Below are 19,854 nucleotides of genomic sequence, written 5' to 3'. Positions count from 1 at the left end.
CAGCCGCCGCATCAATTGCTCTGCGGCGACTGCATTCGCCTTGGTATCTGGTCAGGGCGATGGGAGGTAGTCGCCCTGACCTCTTCGGCGCGGCAATCTCACGAATTGCCGCCGCCTTTATCTCGGGTCCGATCACGCAGGAAGCGTGAAGAACCAGTTCGCAACCAACACGACAACCACACCTGCAATCAGCGTCAGGTACGGCAGGATGCCCGCCTTGCGCTCCTGCATTTGGCCCGGAGTCAGTTTCAAGTCTTCCAGCATATGGTCGGGGAACTGACCGCGATCCTGCACATAGTGACGGAACAGGAAGACAGGAATGATCAGAGCTGCAGCGATCGCGCCGGACTGCAGCGCCACCGGATTCCACACCTTCGCGCCCGCGCCCATGAACGCTGCGTTGACGAACGCGAACAGCGTGCCAATGGCGAGCAAGATGTTCGGCGCGCGCCACGGCCGCGGAATGTGGCCGTTGTCGATCCGGTGTATCCAGCCCGAGTTGAGATTGAGGAAATTGAAGATGATGTAGCAGCAGTTGGAAACGGCCAGAATGAAGAAGAAGCTGGTCGCATCCGCCGCCGCAATAGCAAGCAGACCGAGGTTGAAAATAAGATCGGTCCACATCGCACGCGTCGGCGCGCCATGCTCGTTCGCATGCGTCAGATACCGCGGAAGCCACCCGTCGACGGAGCCCTGATAGAGCGTCCGCGACGAACCCGCCATCGCCGTGTTGATCGAAAGCATGAGCGCCAGGATCATCAGCATCACCATGATGTTGACGATGAACCCCGAGCCGCCAACCATCGAGGCCATCGCATTCGCAACACCGGAACCATCAACGATCGACGGCGCCAGCATGCCTTCAAGACCAAGAACGCCCTGGAACGTGAACGGCACAAGCGTATAGAGCAGCAGACACAAGAGACCAGAATAGAAGATGGCCTTAAACGTATCCGTCTTCGGATCTTTGAACTCGCTCGTATAGCAGATCGCCGTTTCGAACGCGTACGTTGACCACGCGGCAATGAACATACCGCCAAGCACCAGCGTCCACCCGCCAACATTCCATTCCGTCATATTGAGCGGCACGAGCGGCGAATAGTTGCTCGCATGAATCTGTCCCGTGAGAATGGGAACAATGCCGACAATGAGCATCGGCACAATCACGAGCAGCGCAATGTACTTCTGCACGTTCGCCGTACCGAGAATGCCCCGATGCTGAATCGCGAATGTCAGAAGCATCAGCGCGGCGCCGATGAAGAACACCAGGTTCAGAGAAATCGTGACCGGACCGAGAGCGTGCGTGAAGAGTGTCCAGTTCCGGAATGCAGGCGTCAATGAGGTGATGCCATCCTGCGCAAGCAGAGCTTTTACCGCGTCGTCTGCGCTATGCCCGGCGTTTGCCGCAAGCCATTCGGCAATGCGCGGACTGTCAGCAGCGAGCGTTGAAGCGTTGGCTTGAACCCATGCCAGAACCTCAGGCGAGTCCGCCGCCGGAATCGGTCCAATTGCGTTTAAGATGTAAGCCGCCGCAATCGAACAGCCGAGAGAAAGAACCGGCGTCCAAGCGAGCCAGTTGCACCAGACCGAAAGCGGCGCAATCAGCTTTGAATATCGTACCCACGCCGCTGCGCCATAGATCGACGCGCCACCCGACTTATTCGGAAATAGACCGGCGATTTCCGCATACGTGAATGACTGCAGGAAACCCATAAACATCGACACGGCCCAAACGAGAAAGGCGAGCTTTCCCGTCGTGCCTGCAATACCGCCGATGGAAAACAGAACGAGCGCAGGGACACCGCTCGCAACCCAAAACGCCCCTCTCCAATCAATTGCTCTAACGAGTTCTCCCGGCACCTGTCCGGGCATTGCCCGCGTTTCGACCGCCATTGTTTCTCTCCGCCCAAGTTCATTTTTATTTTTGTGACCCTCGACCGGGGTCGTCGGCTCTAATTTTCAGAAACTAGGATTTGAATGAACAATCACAAACCATTCACAACCAGAATTCACCAAAATAGCCGATATGGCAGTATTTCGTCGATGACAGTTCGACGCAAGCGAAAAATTCATTCCGCTGGATAAAATCCAATTGCACAACAATCGTCTTCGCAGTGCACAAAATTGGGGCTTTTTCGACAATCTGCATCGATAACTGATTTTTCGATCGTTTTTAAAGTCAGTGGGATTTTGGTGTTTTTTGGTTGACGATTGTCCGGAGGCATTGTCTGATTATTTTGCAATGCGGCTGGCCGTCACAAACGATCGGCCCATAGGACGAACGTCAAAAACAAGAATCGGAGAAGCGTCATCGCCACGTCCGACCATAAGAACCGATGGCTCGTCTGCACCCTGTCGGCGCACGCGGCGAGCCGCGCGTGCGAACCAACAACGGAAGCATTCCTCTGGCGCAAATCCGCTGACTACATGACGGGCTTTACCGATAGCGATCCGCGTCGCGCAGCCGGTTATAGCAACGCCGCACTCGGCGCTTGGATGACGGGCGATATTGACGGCGCTGTTGGCTTGATAGAAACGGCCGCGCATCAATGGAACAAATCCGAAGACTGGATTGCAGAACTCGACATTTCGCTTGCCGCAACAGGCACCGCATTTCATCTGATGCTTGCCGCGCGTCATGGCGAAGTCTTCACACGTCTGCGCCGCGCCAAACTGTTCGCACTTTGCCGAGGCGCTGCCGCCATCACCAAAACCATCGCACAGCGCTTGACCAAAGCACCGGAAGCAAAAAGGTCCACGATGCCGGATGACAGCGTTGCGGCGCTCGAATCCGCGTTCGGTCCCAACTGCGCTGAAATCGAAATTTGCAAACGCATGATGACGAACGAAGACGCATGCGGCTCGCCGTGCGAACTCAACTTTCTTGGAGATCGCTGGAGCGATGAAGCACGACGCACACCGCCAGAAATCCGTCCGCTTGTTGACGCAGCGTATCTGACGGCCGGACTTCACCGATTGCCGCCAATGCAGCAAACAGGACTCTACGAAACTCTGCCCACGAACAGGGAGGACTTCGCATGAACGAATTGATCGTTAGGGCCGCCCCCTGGCTGAACGACACGACCAATCAGCCATTCGTGAAAGAGCGCGTGAAAGAAGCGGCCGGCAAGATTTTCATGCTGATTCAGTCGGGCCGTTATTCCTTCGGAAGCCGGCTCGACGCCGAACGAATTTTGGCTGACGAACTGGACATCACGCGAACGACAATCCGACAAGCGATCGATTTCCTGGAGCATTACGACGTCGTTAAGCGCCGTGCGAACAGCGGAACGTTCGTCACGTATCGCCCGTCCGAGTCAGACGCAAACTCCAGAAGCAGCGCTTCCGACGGCATCGACGTACAATCCATCGTTGAGGTATCTTCACCCTTCGAGATGAGCGTCGTCTGCTCTCTGCTCGAACCCGAGATCGCTCGCTTGGCTACGCTATATATGTCAGTGCGCGACCTGACAAACCTTCGCCGCTTGCTCGAAGAAATCGAAACCATCGTGGCCGATGGCGAGCAGTTTGCTCACCTTGAGAAGCTGTTCCTGATGCAGATCGCCGAAGGCACTCACAACCGCCTACTGATCACGATGTACCGAATTATCTGCGAAGTGCGAAAGCAGCCCCAATGGTGCGCAACACGCATCCAAACGCTGTCCCCGGTTCGAATTCGCGAAATTCAAAAGAAATTCCGATCGCTCTACGAAGCACTCGAATGCCGCGACATCGAAGGCGCAGTCGAATTCATGAAGCTGCTCGTCGCCAGCAATCAGGAAGATCTGATCTACCAGCCGTAGCAATCGCGTCAGCGACTTGTAGCCAACTTTGTTTGGCGCTGATCCCACATGAGCCCCATCTCGCGCATGTGCTTAATCAGCAGCGTGCTATTCATCGCCCACCAATCGAGGATCGACCCGAATTCGACGATCCGAGCTTTCCCGTTTTCAATCCTGACGACAGGCCAATATCCGACAAGCGCGTTATCGATGCCAAAGAGCTCTCGGCCCCACCACGTCGCATCACCAAACACGTGCTTACCGGCACCGCCAACTTTCATCGCCGCAAGCACCGTTGCGGTATCGAATGTGCGTGCACGCTCGACAGCAGCTTTCCAGATCTCAAGAATTGAAAAATATTCCCACGAGACCGCGCTCCACGTGCCCGAGTATCGCGAACAAAACTCCTGATAAAACTCGTTCGGTTCGCTGAAATTGATCTGCGCCTCGTTCAGCCGCGGATCATCGAAATCCGGAAACTGAAAAATGAAGTTCTCCATGAACTCGGGGCTCGTCTTCGCAATCAGCTCCGCATAATTATCGCACGTGCACGATAGCAGACGGCCTTTAAACCCGTGCCGGAAAGCTTCGACCGTAAGCGCATGCACGAACGGCTCATACGCTGTATCCCAGCACAGAATATCCGGCTGACGAGACATCAGATCCTGAACGATTCCGGAGAATTCCGTCGTCTCGATCGGAAACAAACGCTCTGCAACAAGTTCAATCCCCGCCGCTTCGAACGCCGCACGATACGTAGCGATTGACGGCCGCCCGTGCGCATCGTCCTGCGTACACATCGCAGCCGTTCGCAAACCCGGATCATTCCGCTTCAGCCAATCGACGCCGGTTACGTTGTAGATCGGATGGACCTCACAAGGCGCGATCAGCGTGCGTGCATCCGGCGAAAGGTCACTCGGAAGCAGCGTCGTCACTAACGTTTTTCGTTCGCTGACGAAATCGCGGACCTGATTGGAAAAGTCATCACCGCCAACCATGACGATCAGATTAACGCCGTCTTCGAGCACGAGCTTCCGCGCGCCTTCGAGCGCCCGCTCTGGCCGAAAGCCGGTGTCAAACGGAAGAATGTCCACCAGATATTGCCGATCGCGAACCTTTATACCGCCGGTCGCGTTCACGCGGTCGCGCCACATGAGGCAGCCATGATAGCCAGGTTCAGCCCACGACTTCAGTTTGCCCGAAAGCGGCGCGAGGAAGCCAATTCTCGCTTCTTTTTTTGTTTCGAATTTCAGCCGGGGCATCGCCAGCGACAGCGCTGATGCGAGCGGACTGCCTATACGTCTGGCCATAAAAGATCTGTTCTCCGCTTCCCGTCGAGCGCGGCCATCGATAACGAAGACCCGGCTCGTTGGCCAGTATGAGCTTTGAGAAGCCACGCCGGAACCACATGCCGGTCACGAAACGCTATCTGCGGCAATCGCGGAACTCAAGAGTGCCGTATGCCCCATCGAAAAGGCGGCCAAAGCCCGGGGCTCGGCCGCCTTTATATTGAAGGCGCCATCACGCCACCCGGGCCACCGAACAAGCAGACCTGATTACAATAGGTCCAACCATTTATTGAGAACCGCACGGTTCGCTTGCTCGAACGCCACAGATCGCGAAGTGCTCTGCTCAATAATTGCGTCCGCGCTGAAGCCGTTCGAAGCCATGTAAGACTCGTTATTCCGGCACATCGCCTCGATCAACGCCATATCGGCCTCGGCGTGATACTGAAATCCGTAAGCGCTCTTTCCATAACGAAAGAGCTGACACTCAGTAAGCGCCGATGAAGCAAGAGTCACAGCCTCGCTCGGCGGCCTGATGACATCACCATGGAAGTGGTACGCCAACAAAGTCTCTGGATGCCCATTGAGCAATGGATCGCTATCAGCACCATTCGAGAGCTTCAGATCGTACCAGCCGATCTCTTTCTGCTTTCCCGACAGCACTTCGCCGCCGAGCGCATACGCGAGGATCTGCGCGCCAAGACAGAAACCTGCAATCGGCTTTCCCTCAGCCAGAAACGCGTGACAGAGATCCATCTCCGAACGCAGAAACGGATAAGTCTCCGTTTCATATGCGCTCTGGGCGCCGCCAAGAATTACGAGCCCGCTGAACGCATCCGATTTGAGTCCGCTGAAATCGGCCTCAAACCCAAGCACCGTCGTCGACTCGATTCCGCGCTCGGCCATCAGCGACGCAAGCAACCCTGCGCCTTCATGCGCATCGTTTTGTAGAACAAGAACTGGCTTCGTCACTCCGCCCCCAATGCCTTTCGCTGCTTCTGTGAAGCCGTGACCTTGCGAGTGTTCGCTGAGGCCTTCCGGTCTGACTCTTTGTAGCCAAGGTGCAAACGTATCGCCCGTTTGAACTCGTCCACCGTTCTCACCATGTCGAAATCTTTCAAAAAGAAAGAACGCGCCATCGTGCCATCGAGCATTGTCGAAATCATCGCCGCGACGACCGGAGGATCGACCTTCCGGAAGAGACCCTTCTCGATACCTTCGCGAATGATGCCCTCAAGCATCTTGTTCTCATACCGGTAGAACCGCTTGATAGGCTCGTCGTGAACGCCGATGACACCTTTGCAGTCCATGCTGATTTTGATGACGCTGCGCAGCTGCTTATGCAGCGTAACGTGAACGTCCAGCCAGTTGTCGATCGCATCGACGGCATCTTCGTGCGCCGCGCTGCTGCAATGGTCTGAGAACAGCTGGAACGCTTCGGCGATCGCCGTTTCGATCGCGGCGCGGAACAGATCTTCCTTGTCCCGATAGTGATAGTAAATCATCGAGCTGTTGACTTTGGCGGCACGCCCGATGTCACGGATCGATACGGATGAGAAGTGGCGCTCTGCGAAAAGATCTAGCGCAATCCGCGCCAACTCCTCCGGACCAGGTCCCGATGCTGCAGCGCTTCTCCGTCCGAGTTTAGGTTCGGCTGACTTTTTTGTTCGCTCGCGTGTTGTTGCCACGTTTATTCCCGTTCGCTTTTCAGCGAGCTTCGCAGATCTAGGCAAACTTCGCCGTCTCACCAAACCTATCGAGACTGCCCATCGCCAATTCTGAGCATTGCGTTCTTCAATATCGCGAGCGGCACTTCAACCGATCAAGTAGCCACTCAAAAGAAGCCCCACAACGCGCGGATAAAATCCGATCTCGCTCTGGTTGGATATTATAGATGCTCGTTCGGACCCAAAATCCCAGAACCGGCAATCAATTGATCGACCGATGAAGGAGCACAGGAAAACGAAGCATCTCCAAATCGCGAGCACGATAGGCCGCCCGTATCGTGAAGGCAACGACTGCGCCTTCAAGCCGAGAATCTATTCCTGCTCATACACTTGCAAGCACTCCCGCGCAGGATATGTCAAAAAAATTGCGCCGCACTGCAGCAAAAAATAGGTGCGACAACTAACTAATCAATCGATTGATTTATTAGAAACGTTGTGTCAGGCTGCCACTTCCATCGAGCGATGGAAACGCCTTCGAACCCGGCGCGCGATGGAAAGAACGTAGATCCCGCTCGAATGAGAACGCGGGACAAATGGAATTCTAGGAGAACTCATCTATGGCCAAGTACATGCTTTCGGATCCCAACTTCAGCGACGGGACTCGCAAGGAAGTTATTGACGCGATCATCGGCGAATTCAGAGACAAGCCGGGCCTGAAGCTGATCGGCTATGAACCGGACGCCGACTTCGACCGTCTCCCCGCCGAATTGCTCGGAACGCCGGAAGCTATCAAGGAAGCGCTTCTCTCCGCGTCCGCCAAGGCATACGAGCTGATCGATATGGAGAAGCAGCACGGTCGCCATCCACGTATCGGTGCCGTCGACACGCTCGAAATTTATCCTGCCAAAGACGTCAGCATCGAAGAATGCGTCCAGCTCGCTGAAGAAATCGGCCAGGAGCTGTTCAAGCGCCACGGCGTTCCGATTTACTTCACCGGCAAGAACGCACGCCGCCCCGATCGCGAAGGCCTGACGGTCATCCGTAAGGGCAACTACGAAGGCCTGCGGGACGCCGTTCTCATCGACCCGAGCCGCGCTCCTGACATCGGACCTGCTAAGTTGCACCCGACTGCCGGCGCAACCATCGTTGGTGCAGCAGAACAGCACGACGCCTACTTCAACGTCGTTCTCGACACCACAGACTTGGCGATCGCAAAGAAACTGGCGAGCTACGTACGTGGAAAGACCGGTGGCTTCACCAACATTCAAGGCACGATTGGCCTGCCGAACGTCCATCGCCGGACAGGCAAGCAGTGCGTGATCGTTTCGATCGAAGTCAGCAATCCTCTGCAGACGCCATTGCACCGGATCTACAATCTGCTCAAGGCAGAAGCAGCGAGATACGGCGTGAACGTACTAGCAGGACAGGTCTGCGGCACCATCGCAGCTGAAGTTCTGGTGCAAACGGCCGAATGGTACTTGCAGCTCGAAGGCATCAACGGCCCGTGGGACTACAAGAGCCAGATCCTCGAAAACCACTTGCTCGATCTACAGGGTTAATCACGCTGCACGACTAGGAGAATAAGAACGAGATCAAAACCGGCTCAAATCGCAAAAGCGATCACGCCAAGAATAAAATAGGCGGTCCGGTTTTGATCTCCATAACGCGATCTGGGAGGATCGATAATGCAGCAGTATGAAGCGACGCAAGGGGATCAAACATTGCGCGCAGGTCATGCTGGCACTCACGCGATGAGACGGGATGTCAATTGGTGGCAGGTCGTCTTCATCGCCGCGGGTTCACCGGCACTTGTAATGTTCAGCCTCGGTGGAATATCGGCCGTCACGGGCACGATCTCGCCGTTGGTCTGGTTCATCTCAGTCATGATCGGGTTCATAGCAATCTTCACTTACGCGGAGATTGCGGGCATGCATCCGAACAAATCGGGTGGCACCGCCGTATACGGTGCAACCGCCTGGGTCCGGCACAGCCGTATCATCGCCCCAATGTCCATCTGGTCGAACTGGTTGGCGTGGAGTCCAATTCTCGCAATTGGTTCGGGGCTTGGATCGGGATATTTGCTGTCGATCTTCCTGCCGCCGGATCATGCATTAAACACCTGGCAGCTCACGCTCATCGATCTCGGGTTCCTCAAGGAAGGTCTGACGATCCGCATCAACGCACAGTTCATCGTCGGTACGATTCTGATGGTGGCCGTGTGGAGCATTCAACACAGCGGCATCGCGAGAACGGCGAAGGTGAATATCGTTCTGACGCTCGGAGGCATCATTCCGCTTCTGTTCGTCACGCTCATTCCCTTGTTCACTGGACAAGTGCACATCAATAACTTCGTGCCGTTCGTCCCGATCAATGGCGAATGGAACCTCGAAGGATGGCGCCTGCTCATCGGCGGTCTTTTCCTTGCAGCATGGGCGGCATACGCGGCAGAAAACGCCGTCTGCTACATGAGCGAAATGAAGGAGCCGAGAAGAGATGGCGCACGCGCTATCATCTGGTCGGGCATCCTCTGCGTCGCTCTTTACTCACTCGTTCCCTTCGTCTTCCAGGGCGTGCTCGGAACCGAATACATGCTGTCTCCCGGCATCGCGTCAGGTGAAGGCGTAGGTGTTGCCCTCGCCAGCATGGTCGGCGCCGGTGAAGTCGGGGCTAAAATCCTCGTCGTCATGCTGACGTTCACGTTGTTCCTCGGCATCATGACTGCGATGGCAGGATCATCGCGCACGCTCTACCAGGGCGGACACGACGGATGGATGCCGAAGTTCCTGGACCAGCTCAACGAAAACGGCGTGCCAACACGCGCCATGTGGGCTGACCTCGCGTTCAACGCAATCCTGCTTCTGATGTCGGATTACCTGTTCGTGCTGGCGGTTTCGGCAGTCAACTACGTGCTGTTCCACTACCTGAACCTGAATGCGGGCTGGATCCATCGTCTCGACAATCCGGATTCCGACCGTCCCTATCGGACGCCCAAGGTCCTCTTGATTGCGGGAGTCTGTCTTGCCTACGTCAACGCGTTCTTGATCGGCGCCGGTGCCAACATCTGGGGCAACCACATTCTGTTCCTCGGCCTGGCCGCTGCGTTCATCTCGACTCCAGTCTTCTGGTACCGACACTACATTGTCGACAAGGGTAAGTTCCCTGACCACATGCTCAGCGATCTTATTCCTCCCGGCAAAACCGAACTCACACCGACTCGCGCTGGCATCCTGCCCTACGTGGCACTTGCCGGTGGCGTGACCTCGATGGCACTCGGTTACTTCATCTTCTGGAGCGGTAACTTCATTTAAAATTGGGCGCCGGGTTCGTCCCGGCCCCCTTCACCGCCCAGTAAGACCCAGCGTCCATTGCGAACGCGCGCGTTGGCATAACAGAGACTACTGAAAAAAGACGTTCGCCCCACCGGGCGAGAGGGCGGCGCTGTGTGTCAGCGGACCGACTCGAAACCCAGAAACCCAACTTCTCGGTAGAGATCCACCCTCAGGGATTTAGAGAAAATGACTAAGACGATTGGCAGCGATATCGAAGTGGCACGCGCTGCGAAACTACAACCGATTGAACAAGTCGCCGCAAAAATTGGCATCGCGGAAAGCAATCTGTTCCGCTACGGCCCACACAAGGCAAAGGTCGGCTTCGGCGACGAACTGAATTCGCGCCCCGACGGCAAGCTCGTTCTTGTAACCGCCATCAGCCCGACACCCGCAGGCGAAGGCAAAACAACGACCACGGTCGGCCTCACAGACGGCCTCAATCGCATTGGCGCAAAGGCAATATGCTGCCTTCGCGAACCCTCTCTTGGGCCTTGCTTCGGCATGAAGGGCGGCGCGGCTGGCGGCGGCTACGCCCAGGTCGTTCCAATGGAAGACATCAACCTTCACTTCACCGGCGACTTCCACGCCATCACGTCGGCGCACAACCTTCTCTCGGCGTTGATCGATAACCACATCTATTGGGGCAACAAACTCGGCATCGACAGCCGCCGCGTCGCGTGGAAGCGTGTGATCGATATGAACGATCGCTCACTCCGCAACATCGTCAATTCGCTCGGCGGTGTCGCGAACGGCTATCCGCGCGAAGACGGATTCGACATCACCGTCGCGTCGGAAGTCATGGCCATCCTCTGCCTCGCGATGAACCTCGAAGACCTCGAGCGCCGCCTCGGCAACATCGTGATCGGCTACACGCGCGACAAGGCCATCATCCGCGCGAAGGATATAAAGGCTGAAGGCGCAATGACCGTCCTGCTGAAGGACGCAATGATGCCGAACCTGGTGCAGACGCTGGAAAACAATCCCGCCTTCATTCATGGCGGCCCGTTTGCCAACATCGCGCATGGTTGCAACTCCGTCCTGGCGACGAAAACCGCGCTGAAGCTTGCTGATGTCGTTGTGACGGAAGCCGGCTTCGGCGCGGACCTGGGTGCCGAAAAATTCTTCGACATCAAGTGCCGCAAGGCTGGCATTACGCCGTCCGCCGTCGTTCTCGTATCGACCGTTCGTGCACTCAAGATGCACGGTGGCGTCGCGAAGGACGACCTCAAGAAGGAGAACACGGCCGCCGTCGCCAAGGGTTGCGAAAACCTGAAGCGCCACATCGAAAACCTGCGCAAGTTTGGCGTTCCGGTCGTCACCGCGATCAACAACTTCGTCACGGATACGGAAGCGGAAATTCGCGAAGTCATGAATGCCGCGGAAAGCGTTGGCGTGAAAGCCGTGCTGTGCACGCATTGGGCTGAAGGTGGAAAAGGCACCGAAGCACTTGCACAGCAGGTCAGCGCGATCCTTGAATCGAATACCGCTGACTTCAAGACGCTGTATGACGATGAGTTGCCACTCCGCGACAAGGTGAAGAAGATCGCAACGGAAATCTACCGCGCAAGTGACATCGCATGCGATGCGGCGGTCGAAGCCCGTTTCAAGGAGCTGCAGGACAACGGATTCGGGCACTTCCCGATCTGCATGGCAAAGACGCAGTATTCCTTCTCGACCGATCCGAACAAGCGCGGCGCACCGACAGGCCACGTGGTTCCGATTCGTGAACTGCGTCTCTCTGCAGGAGCGGAATTCATCGTTGCGGTGACGGGCGACATCATGACCATGCCCGGTCTACCGAGAGTTCCATCCGCAGATTCAATCCGTCTCAATGCTCAGGGGCAAATCGAAGGTTTGTTCTAGAGCTCAATAAATCAATCGATTGATTGATGGGTATCGGCGTGTTTTGTATGCTTCCTCCTCCGAGCACCACAGAACATGCCGATACCAACCAGCAGCGAAACACAAAGGAATGTCCTGGGAGATGTCCATGCTTATGAAGTTATCGGTAGAAGATTTCTGCGGAGTTTTGGGCTCCGACGCGCCGGCGCCCGGCGGCGGCAGCGTTGCCGCTCTTTCGGGAGCCCTCGGCGCTGAACTCGTTGCCATGGTGTGTCGCCTGAGCGTCGGTCGCAAGGACCTTGAGCAGCATCAAGCCTTGCTGAAAGACACGCTCGAAAAGGCACAAGCGCTGTCCGTTAGCCTGCGCAAGCGCGTCGATCTCGATACCGAAGCGTTCAACGGCGTCATGGCGGCATTCAGGCTGCCGAAGGCAACCGACGAGGAAAAGAAGGCGCGCAGCGAGGCCATTCAATCGGCCTACAAGGAAGCGGTTCAGTCTCCCCTGTCGATCGCGTGCGAATGCCGTGACGTTCTCACCCTCTCGCACAAGATCATTGGCAAATCGAACGCCAATGCCTTGAGCGATCTCGGTGTCTCGTCGCAACAGGCGATGGCTGGTCTTGAAGGCGGCCTCATGAACGTTCAGATCAACATGCCGTCGATCAAGGACGACGAATTCAAGTCGCAGATTGCCTCGCAGACCAGCGCGATCCTCGAGGAAGGCCGGAAACTCACACACAACGTGTACAAATATGTTCTCACGAACATCTAAATCGGCAGAAATTGCCGAATTTCCCAGCTCGAACATTCTCGAGCGGTTGAAGAGCCTGCACCCGAAGTCGATCGACATGTCCCTCGATCGACTTCACAGGCTCTTAGGCGCTCTGGGTCACCCAGAGCGCCGACTCCCGCCCGTCGTCCACGTTGCCGGGACGAATGGCAAGGGCTCGAATATTGCCTTCATGCGCGCCATCGCTGAAGCAATGGGCAAGCGTGTCCACGTGTACACGTCGCCCCATCTCGTCGATTTCCACGAACGCATCGTCCTCGCGAAAGGCGCGAGCGGCGCTCCGATCAGCGAAGAGCGACTCATGCGCTGCCTCGCGCGTGTCGAAGAAGCCAACGACGGCCGGTTGATTACGCTCTTCGAAATCACGACGGCCGCCGCGCTCGTCGCGTTCTCCGAAACGCCTGCGGATCTCCTGCTTCTGGAGACGGGCATGGGCGGACGACTCGATGCCACAAACGTAGTGGATCGACCGCTCGTAACCGCCATTACACCGATTTCGATCGACCACGTTTCTTATCTTGGCGATTCACTAACCTCCATCGCCAGAGAGAAAGCCGGCATTCTAAAGCCGGGCGTGACCTGCGTGGTCGGCCGCCAGCAGAAGGAGCCGCTCGATGTCATCAAGTCGAGAGCGGCCCTTCTCGGCGTCCCGCTTAGAATTTTCGGCCAGGATTTCGACGCTTCGGAACGCAACAGTCGCTTGATCTATCAAGGCGCTCAGAACACGTTTGATTTGCCATTGCCCGCGCTACTCGGCCGCCACCAGTACGACAACGCTGCATCAGCAATCGCCACAGCCGAGGTTGCCTTCGGCGAAGACCTGACGATCGAAGGACTGCAAAAGGGCCTGTTGGGCGCACGCTGGCCCGCGCGAATGGAACGTCTGCCGATCGGTGGGCTCCATGAGTTCGTGGCTCCGGGAACCGAGATCTGGTTGGACGGCGGGCACAACGCTGCCGGAGCCGAAGCAATCGCGCGTGCTCTTCCGCAGATGATGGGCCCAGAACCGATCCATCTCGTCTGGGGAATGATCGAGACAAAAGACGCCAACTCCGTCATCGCGCCTTTCAAAGGCTTGGTCGATCGCGTCTTCACCGTTCCGATACCCGGCGAACCAAGCGCATTCCCACAGAATACCTTGACCGAAATCGCCAAAGCGGCGGGGTTCAACGCAACGACGACCAGCGGCATCCAACAGGCACTGATGCAATCGCAGGCAGCATTTGCGCGTCCCGGACGCGTACTGATTTGCGGTTCGCTATATTTGGCGGGCCACGTTCTAAAACTTCATCGGAGCTGAAAATCGCGGCAGTTCCGCAAGGTGAGCACGTGAAATTCTCAACCGGACATCGGCAAAAATGAACTTGGTAAGCGATAAAATATCGAACCACGCTTCAAAACGAAACCAGGAGATAACAAAAGTCCGCAAGCCGCGTCTACTCGGAAACGAGCATGTGAAGGTCTCGTTCGAATTCTATCCGCCGCGCACGGAAACGATGGAGCGAAAGCTCTGGAGCGCAATCAAGCGCCTTGAACCTTTGAGCCCCGTGGATGTTGCGGTTACCTATGGTTCGGGTGAAGAGACGCGGGCGAGAACACGCGAAACGACGGCGCGAATTCTTCAGGAAACAAAATTAAAAGTCGCGGCTCACCTCACCTGCGTTTCCGCGACACGCGAAGAACTCGACAAGCTCCTGAAGTGGTACTGGAGCATCGGCGTTCGCCACATCGTAGCCTTGCGCGGAGATGCAGCCGTCACCAGCCTCCAGCCCGACGGCTATGCAAATTCAACCGAGCTGGTTCGCGCGGTCAGTAAGGTCGCGCCATTCGACATCTCGGTAGCGGCCTATCCGGAAAAGCATCCCGACTCGCCGTCAATGGAACATGACATTGATAATCTGAAGCGGAAGATCGATGACGGCGCGACCCACGCCATCACTCAATACTTCTTCGACAACGACGTCTATTTTCGCTTCCTCGACCGTGTTCGTGCAGCCGGAATCCAGATTCCGATAACGCCCGGCATTCTGCCGATACACAATTTGCAGCAAGTCGCCCAGGTCGCCGCAAGATGCCGCGTGCACATCCCGCACTGGTTGACTCGGCGCCTCCAGGACATTGACGATGGCGAAACACGTCACGTGGCAGCCGCCGCTCACAGTGCCGAGCAAGTGCTCGATTTGGTCGATCGCGGCGTGCAGCACGTCCACTTTTTCACGCTCAATCGCGCCGATCTCGTTTATGGAATCTGCCACATGATCGGACTTCGGGCATCGTCAGCGACCTGTTGAGAAGCGCCGTTCATACGCTAGAGCGAGCCCACTGCGAGTTAACTGACGTCTAAGGGCGCGGAGGCCGCCGCCGATCGTGGAACCACGCGCGATACTCCGCCATCTTCTTACGCTGCGCAGCGGACGCGCGCCGCTTGCACGTCGACGCTTCATCGCTCTTCTCAGCGGCACCCCAACGGAGCTCAACGCAATCATTGACGTTGTACGCCATCTCAAGGTCCGCGGTCCGATCCGCAACGTCCTTCAGCGCCAACGTCCAGGAAGACCCATCGCTGCGCGTATACGAAACTTTGCGCGCGGCAAGCTCTGACGCAAGACTGCTCTCCAGTTCCGTCTTGACGTCAGTGGCGCTCTTGCCTGCAGGCATCGCATACCGCTCCGGACGTCGTGCAACACGATCCGGGAATCCGCGCACCACGTCGATCGCAATCAGCAGACGCAAGTCGCGCGACGGCGTCGCAAAATCTTCCCACGCACCGGTCGTTTCAAAAATCGAAGCGCCATCTGGTATTGCGACTTCAGCGCCGCCGCCGCTCTGATATTTGCGCCCGTTCTCGACCGACGTCACCCGGGCTTTCACCTGCTCGTCGAGCGCCGTGATCGCCTCCCCTATCGCGCGCGAAGGATCAAGCGGCGCAGGCGACATCACATCATCCATACGATCGTAAAAATCTTCGACGCTGATCTTCGATTGCTCGAGCGAGAAGTCGCCGTACTGCGGATTCTTGGTGATCTCGGCATTGGTCAACCGCCGCATGCCCCGATTCTTCTCGGCAACGACCGGGCGAAATCTCTTGAACCCAGCGCCGCCTAAAGCAGGATCTTGCGCAAAAAGGAAATTGCCGCGCCAGAAGCGCTTGCGCGCAACCGTGCCGTCCGGCTGTCCGTCAACGGCAAGGAAAACACCCGCAGCATCACCCGTTTGCGATACCCGCTTGGTGAGCACCAGAAGATGCCCGTAAGGGTCAGCATAGACCGTCCCCGGACGCAGCGTCTCTGCCGTTAACGGCACGGGATAATAATCGGTGTTGTCATCAGTCGCCGCCGTACGCCCGTTTCCGGAGTGAACAGAATTGGCGAGTGTGCTTCGCAGATAGAATCCAAACCCTGGCACAAGCCCCTGCTGCTTGGCGGAAGCCGCTGGACTTTGAGGTTTGGGAGCTGGCGCAGAAAAAATTCCGAATGGATCGTTCGACGCCGTTTTCTGTTCGCGTGGCGCAGGAGGCGGTTCCTCCTTTTGAATGCTCCACCACTGTGTACACTTCGGCGCCGAGCCGCCCCCACCGCGCGTGCATTTCGAGTAGCCAAACGGCAGTCCCATCTTGAAGGCGAAATACACGCGCAAGAAATAAGGAAGATCGGCGCAGTCTGGCCGGATCACGAGCTTCTTCTCATCTTCGCCAAGGCCAAGATGGTTGAACAGCGCGTTGCGTGATTTATCGCGCAGCACCTCGTGCAATGCTGGCCACGAGGGCGCCTCATCGAGCGGCGCATCGAACAGCTTCTCGATCCACGCGGAATAAAGATTCTCAGTCCCACGGTTCCATGAATCGCGCAACGGCCAAACGCTTCCTCCAGTCGCACGCGGCGGCGCGGCCTTCGCAGCGAGAACGGAAATATCGCGGGAAATCGTGCTGCAATCTGCCGACGCGCCTTCACGAGAAAACTTGGCGTGCCACTTGCCCGCAACCGGCGCAGCAACTTCTGCAAAATAGAAGTATGGCGGGCCACCATGCTTCTCACGTGACTTTGCTTGAACGGCGCCGTCTGGCGCAACAAGCGTCAGTTCACCGTCGATCGGCTTTTCCGTCGAGAAGATCACGCGCAGAGGCGCACCCTTCCAGGGCGCAATCGGCGATGTCAAAACCGAAAGCCCCACATCGCTTTCGCAGCTAGCAGCTTGGCTTTCCGCTCGCGCATCCGGCGCAGAAACCAAAATTGCGCCCGAGATCAGCAAAAATGCAAATGCAGCAACGAGCCGGCGGATACAAAACACGCGATTTCCCCCCGAAGCCTCCCCTGAGGCGCAAATACGTTATGCGAAAGCTTTGCCTCAACCATGGCAAAATTGAGCGCCTGGCCGATTCAATACGCCCAAACACGATCGTTTATCATTGTGCAGAGGCCGGAAGCGCAGCATCTGCAGCAGGTTTATGCTTTCCCAAGTAGGTAAGATAACTGATGAGCCCACTGAGATCCGCATCGGAAAGCGTCGCTTTATCGAAGCCGATCATCTGCTGCCTCGGCCACGTTCGCACGGATTTGGGGTCGCGAATGAGTGCGCGAAGTCCCGCTTCGGTCATGTATTGCGTCACGTTCATCGGCTTACCGAGATCGGGCCCTATGTCGCCCAGACCCGCACCGTATAAACGGTGACACGGCAGACAGTTCGTTATGAACGCTGCGCGACCCCGCACCTCGGGCGACGTTTCAGGCAGCGCCTCATCGACGGACAATTGCGGCCAACGCTTTATCGGATCTTCGGCGTCGGACAAACTCGCAAGTGCATACGGCCATTGCTCTCGCCCGACGTTGGAACGCTCCGGGTTCTCCCAAACGAGATAGAACGGCCCAGCGCTCTTTTTCTGGTTTGGTAAGTTCGGCCACGGCGCCTGCGGATCTTCCACCGCAATCCATGCCACCGCCCCGCCATCGGCACCCTTCAGAACCAATGCACTCGGAATATGCGACACGAACCCGTCGGTCGCACGCGCTTCGATTGTATCTACGCTGACAGTCTTGAGCGCCGAACCGATCAATCCAAGCAGCGGCACTGCGCGATACGTCATCTCGCGATTGTACGAGACATCGTTCGGGACAATCAGCGTCGCCGTATCGGATCGCGCGAAAAGTTCGGCCGCCGTGAATCGCTGTTTCTGATCGCCGATCGACAAGCTCAGAGCTCGCTCGGCGGCTACACCCGTGTTCGCCACGAATACCCAGAAAACGAAACTCCAAAGTATCCGGAAACCCATCGGTGTCTCTCCGCCAGTTCAGAGTTGCCCGGCTGGCACATTGAACGCTGCAGCCTGGCCTACAGCAATCCCCGCTGCATCTGTTAAATTCCAAACAGACGCATCCGAAATGCGAAATCGCTTTCCGGATGCCGCGATCCGCACCCCGGCATAGTCCTCAATGATACCGCTCTGCGTAACCCGGGCGAGCAACCGAGCGCGCTCCGCCTGTAGCAACGGCTCGGCAGACATTCGAGATGGCAACTGCGTGAAGTCGCCGAAATCCATCTCAAAGAGTTGCAGGGCAACCTGATTGCCGAAATAGAAAACAGGATCGGCCTCCGTACCGTGCGCGACGACGGCAAACGGAGCCGACCAAAGCGCCTCGACAAGATCGCCATCCGTCACAACAAGCGGGCGCCCCGTCAGCCTCAAATAGCTGTCACCGATATGCGCGATGCGCTCGCGTTGCGTACTGCTGAGATATGGAAGGTTCATGCTGTGCGTGCTTCACCGGCCCGAATTCGCCCGGCGGCACTTTCAGCCGTTATCCGAAAAAAATGAAGAGCCAACTTGAATGCCACTCGCCAAACTGCATCGTTTCCTTGTAAGAATAATTTTTTCGTGTTACGCAAAACCAGATCGTTCGATGAATTAGCAATACGTCGACGGCGAATAGCCAAGATTGCCGAGTTGAAGGTCCGCAAAGAACCGACCAATTGAGTGAGCGCATATGACTGCGAAGATAATCGACGGGAAATCGATAGCAGCCAACGTCCGGCACAATTGTCGGTCCCGTGTCGAGCTTCTGAAGCGCTCATCCGGAATAACGCCCGGATTGGCGGTCTTCATGGTCGGCGAAGACCCCGCATCTGCGGTCTACGTCCGGAAAAAAATTCAAGCTTGCGCTGACGTCGGCATCCAGTCGCACAAATTTCTCTTTTCACATTCGGACACGCAAGACGTCGTTATCGACAAGATCCGCGAACTCAGCGCAGACCCGCGAATTCACGGCATCCTCGTGCAACTGCCGCTGCCGAAACATTTTGATCTCAAAGCAGTGCTCGGCGCGATCGATCAGGAAAAGGACATTGACGGCTTTCATCTCTACAACGTCGGCGGATTGGTCGTCGGCAGCACTGTCTTCCCACCATGCACGCCATACGGCGTCATGCTGCTTCTCGACAATTCGGGTGTCGAAATAGCTGGCCGCAACGCGGTGGTGGTCGGCGCCAGCAATATCGTCGGCAAACCGATGGCGCTAATGTTGATGCAGCGCGAGGCGACCGTATCGGTCTGTCACGCAAAGACGCGAGACCTGGCACAGTTCACGATACTCGCCGACATCCTGATCGTCGCCGCGGGCTGTCCAAATCTCATTACCGGCCCGATGGTAAAATCGGGAGCAGTTGTGATCGACGTTGGAATCAATCGCCTGCCGAATGGGCAGTTGGTGGGAGACTGCGATTTCGAAGCAGTCAGCAAACGCGCGTCGATGATTACTCCGGTGCCGGGCGGCGTCGGCCCGATGACCGTAACGATGCTTCTCGTAAACACGATCAGCTCCGCCATGCGATCAGCAAACGTCGCAAACGCCGACTTCGCACTCGCGGATCTCTAAGCTCGATTTAAAATCTGCTGCGTTTCATCAGCGACTATCGTCGGTCCAGCCGAGCCTATCAAAATTCTACAATAGTTGCCGTTTGCACAGCCCGACCAGATGCTCGCGTATTTGGCGACGATCTCATAAAGCAGCACTTCCGCAGCGGCGGCGGCGCCCTGCTGGAACGCTTCGGAATAAATCCGTCATTACGCTGACTGCTAATTTGCATTCGTCGCATTTCTTTGTGAGCAGTATCAGAAAACCGCCAACTCACGTGAACACCATTCAGCGCTATCTCTCCTTGTTTTAG

At 56.7% G+C, this 19,854-nt stretch carries 16 protein-coding genes; 9 read left to right on the top strand and 7 right to left on the bottom strand.

Going from position 1 to position 19,854, the window contains the following annotated elements; all coding sequences use genetic code 11:
* Positions 1-132: 132 nt before the first annotated feature.
* On the bottom strand, positions 133-1,893 hold the full coding sequence (locus DLM45_RS13220) for a trimethylamine N-oxide permease (protein WP_181337554.1): 1,761 nt from the start codon (positions 1,891-1,893) through the stop codon (positions 133-135).
* Between the two features lie 534 nt (positions 1,894-2,427).
* Between DLM45_RS13220 and DLM45_RS13215 the strand changes: the two genes are divergently transcribed.
* Positions 2,428-3,042: a hypothetical protein gene (locus DLM45_RS13215; protein WP_181337553.1), complete on the top strand. Its 615-nt coding sequence runs from the start codon at positions 2,428-2,430 to the stop codon at positions 3,040-3,042.
* Positions 3,039-3,803 carry a FadR/GntR family transcriptional regulator gene (locus DLM45_RS13210; RefSeq protein WP_181337552.1) on the top strand — a complete coding sequence of 255 codons (765 nt, stop codon included), beginning with the start codon at positions 3,039-3,041 and terminating at the stop codon, positions 3,801-3,803. The genes DLM45_RS13215 and DLM45_RS13210 overlap by 4 nt, the downstream gene beginning before the upstream one ends.
* An 8-nt stretch (positions 3,804-3,811) precedes the next feature.
* Here the strand turns inward: DLM45_RS13210 and DLM45_RS13205 are convergent, their stop codons facing one another.
* The 3 genes from DLM45_RS13205 to DLM45_RS13195 all read right to left on the bottom strand — a co-directional run bounded on the left by DLM45_RS13205 (position 3,812) and on the right by DLM45_RS13195 (position 6,666).
* On the bottom strand, positions 3,812-5,092 hold the full coding sequence (locus DLM45_RS13205) for an ABC transporter substrate-binding protein (RefSeq protein ID WP_181337551.1): 1,281 nt from the start codon (positions 5,090-5,092) through the stop codon (positions 3,812-3,814).
* Between the two features lie 246 nt (positions 5,093-5,338).
* The gene (locus tag DLM45_RS13200; protein ID WP_181337550.1) at positions 5,339-6,040 is read right to left on the bottom strand and encodes a glutamine amidotransferase-related protein; all 702 of its coding nucleotides are present in this window, start codon (positions 6,038-6,040) and stop codon (positions 5,339-5,341) included.
* Positions 6,037-6,666 (bottom strand): TetR/AcrR family transcriptional regulator, encoded by a 630-nt coding sequence (locus DLM45_RS13195; RefSeq protein ID WP_181337549.1) that lies wholly within the window; start codon positions 6,664-6,666, stop codon positions 6,037-6,039. The genes DLM45_RS13200 and DLM45_RS13195 overlap by 4 nt, the downstream gene beginning before the upstream one ends.
* 686 nt (positions 6,667-7,352) lie before the next feature.
* Here DLM45_RS13195 and ftcD point away from each other — a divergent pair.
* The 6 genes from ftcD to metF all read left to right on the top strand — a co-directional run bounded on the left by ftcD (position 7,353) and on the right by metF (position 14,987).
* Entirely contained in the window at positions 7,353-8,294 is a 942-nt protein-coding gene (gene ftcD, locus DLM45_RS13190; RefSeq protein WP_181337548.1) for a glutamate formimidoyltransferase, read from the top strand.
* A gap of 192 nt (positions 8,295-8,486) precedes the next feature.
* Positions 8,487-10,043: a trimethylamine N-oxide permease gene (locus DLM45_RS13185; protein ID WP_246317381.1), complete on the top strand. Its 1,557-nt coding sequence runs from the start codon at positions 8,487-8,489 to the stop codon at positions 10,041-10,043.
* 207 nt (positions 10,044-10,250) lie between these two features.
* Positions 10,251-11,927: a formate--tetrahydrofolate ligase gene (locus DLM45_RS13180; RefSeq protein WP_181337546.1), complete on the top strand. Its 1,677-nt coding sequence runs from the start codon at positions 10,251-10,253 to the stop codon at positions 11,925-11,927.
* Between the two features lie 127 nt (positions 11,928-12,054).
* Positions 12,055-12,678 carry a cyclodeaminase/cyclohydrolase family protein gene (locus tag DLM45_RS13175; protein WP_181337545.1) on the top strand — a complete coding sequence of 208 codons (624 nt, stop codon included), beginning with the start codon at positions 12,055-12,057 and terminating at the stop codon, positions 12,676-12,678.
* A complete protein-coding gene (locus DLM45_RS13170) occupies positions 12,659-13,996 on the top strand; it encodes a bifunctional folylpolyglutamate synthase/dihydrofolate synthase (RefSeq protein WP_181337544.1) in 1,338 nt (445 codons plus the stop codon). Before DLM45_RS13175 ends, DLM45_RS13170 begins: the two co-directional genes overlap by 20 nt.
* A 154-nt stretch (positions 13,997-14,150) precedes the next feature.
* Positions 14,151-14,987 carry a methylenetetrahydrofolate reductase [NAD(P)H] gene (gene metF / locus DLM45_RS13165; protein ID WP_343062302.1) on the top strand — a complete coding sequence of 279 codons (837 nt, stop codon included), beginning with the start codon at positions 14,151-14,153 and terminating at the stop codon, positions 14,985-14,987.
* Positions 14,988-15,036: 49 nt separating this feature from the next.
* Here the strand turns inward: metF and DLM45_RS13160 are convergent, their stop codons facing one another.
* From DLM45_RS13160 to DLM45_RS13150, 3 genes are all read right to left on the bottom strand, one after another.
* Positions 15,037-16,983, bottom strand: coding sequence for a hypothetical protein (locus DLM45_RS13160; RefSeq protein ID WP_181337542.1), 1,947 nt, complete (start codon positions 16,981-16,983; stop codon positions 15,037-15,039).
* A 115-nt stretch (positions 16,984-17,098) separates the two neighbouring features.
* Positions 17,099-17,962, bottom strand: a complete 864-nt coding sequence (locus DLM45_RS13155) for a cytochrome c (protein WP_181337541.1) — start codon at positions 17,960-17,962, stop codon at positions 17,099-17,101.
* 18 nt (positions 17,963-17,980) lie between these two features.
* Complete coding sequence (locus DLM45_RS13150; protein ID WP_181337540.1) at positions 17,981-18,439, bottom strand: MEKHLA domain-containing protein; 459 nt, start codon at positions 18,437-18,439, stop codon at positions 17,981-17,983.
* Between the two features lie 235 nt (positions 18,440-18,674).
* On the opposite strand from DLM45_RS13150, the gene folD reads away from it, so the two are divergent.
* Positions 18,675-19,562 carry a bifunctional methylenetetrahydrofolate dehydrogenase/methenyltetrahydrofolate cyclohydrolase FolD gene (folD, locus tag DLM45_RS13145; RefSeq protein ID WP_181337539.1) on the top strand — a complete coding sequence of 296 codons (888 nt, stop codon included), beginning with the start codon at positions 18,675-18,677 and terminating at the stop codon, positions 19,560-19,562.
* Positions 19,563-19,854: the final 292 nt, after the last annotated feature.

The sequence above is a fragment of the Hyphomicrobium methylovorum genome (genome assembly GCF_013626205.1).
Classification (GTDB): domain Bacteria; phylum Pseudomonadota; class Alphaproteobacteria; order Rhizobiales; family Hyphomicrobiaceae; genus Hyphomicrobium_B; species Hyphomicrobium_B methylovorum.
The sequence above is the reverse complement of the archived record's forward strand: the minus strand, read 5'-3'. Positions and strand labels throughout refer to the sequence as shown.

Coding starts and splice junctions, on each gene's coding strand:
- DLM45_RS13220 (WP_181337554.1), bottom strand. CDS start 1,893: ATGGCGGTCGAAACGCGGGCAATGCCCGGACAGGTGCCGGGAGAACTC.
- DLM45_RS13215 (WP_181337553.1), top strand. CDS start 2,428: ATGACGGGCTTTACCGATAGCGATCCGCGTCGCGCAGCCGGTTATAGC.
- DLM45_RS13210 (WP_181337552.1), top strand. CDS start 3,039: ATGAACGAATTGATCGTTAGGGCCGCCCCCTGGCTGAACGACACGACC.
- DLM45_RS13205 (WP_181337551.1), bottom strand. CDS start 5,092: ATGGCCAGACGTATAGGCAGTCCGCTCGCATCAGCGCTGTCGCTGGCG.
- ftcD (WP_181337548.1), top strand. CDS start 7,353: ATGGCCAAGTACATGCTTTCGGATCCCAACTTCAGCGACGGGACTCGC.
- DLM45_RS13185 (WP_246317381.1), top strand. CDS start 8,487: ATGAGACGGGATGTCAATTGGTGGCAGGTCGTCTTCATCGCCGCGGGT.
- DLM45_RS13180 (WP_181337546.1), top strand. CDS start 10,251: ATGACTAAGACGATTGGCAGCGATATCGAAGTGGCACGCGCTGCGAAA.
- DLM45_RS13175 (WP_181337545.1), top strand. CDS start 12,055: ATGCTTATGAAGTTATCGGTAGAAGATTTCTGCGGAGTTTTGGGCTCC.
- DLM45_RS13170 (WP_181337544.1), top strand. CDS start 12,659: ATGTTCTCACGAACATCTAAATCGGCAGAAATTGCCGAATTTCCCAGC.
- DLM45_RS13155 (WP_181337541.1), bottom strand. CDS start 17,962: ATGGGTTTCCGGATACTTTGGAGTTTCGTTTTCTGGGTATTCGTGGCG.
- DLM45_RS13150 (WP_181337540.1), bottom strand. CDS start 18,439: ATGAACCTTCCATATCTCAGCAGTACGCAACGCGAGCGCATCGCGCAT.
- folD (WP_181337539.1), top strand. CDS start 18,675: ATGACTGCGAAGATAATCGACGGGAAATCGATAGCAGCCAACGTCCGG.